The organism is Bartonella sp. MR168JLCBS, from assembly GCF_042194175.1.
On the sequence record NZ_JBHIMP010000528.1, the window covers coordinates 334 to 601 of the forward strand.

Consider the following 268-nt stretch of genomic DNA (forward strand, 5'->3'; position numbering starts at 1 on the left):
TTTCTTTGAGCGCCGTGTTGGATATACGAAAAATTTATAGCGTGTAAGAAAAACTATTGCCAACACTATTGGAGAAGATGCAATCTTTTCTTGGTTCTTAGTTTGGAGTGGTTTAGGAATTCCTAGCTTTTCATCAATATTTCTTTTAGTAACATTGTTGTCTTTTATTTTTTCTTCATTTACGTTTTTATTATATAGCATGGATGTATCAAATTTTCTTTATAAAAAGAATTTTTTTAATTTATATAAGAAGTAATAATTTAATGAT

Annotated in this window: 1 protein-coding gene; it reads right to left on the reverse strand. The window is 26.1% G+C overall.

The window, feature by feature from the left end:
* Positions 1-201: hypothetical protein (locus ACFIK8_RS12420; protein ID WP_375669604.1), on the reverse strand; the 201-nt coding region annotated here is incomplete at its 3' end.
* Positions 202-268 lie beyond the last annotated feature (67 nt).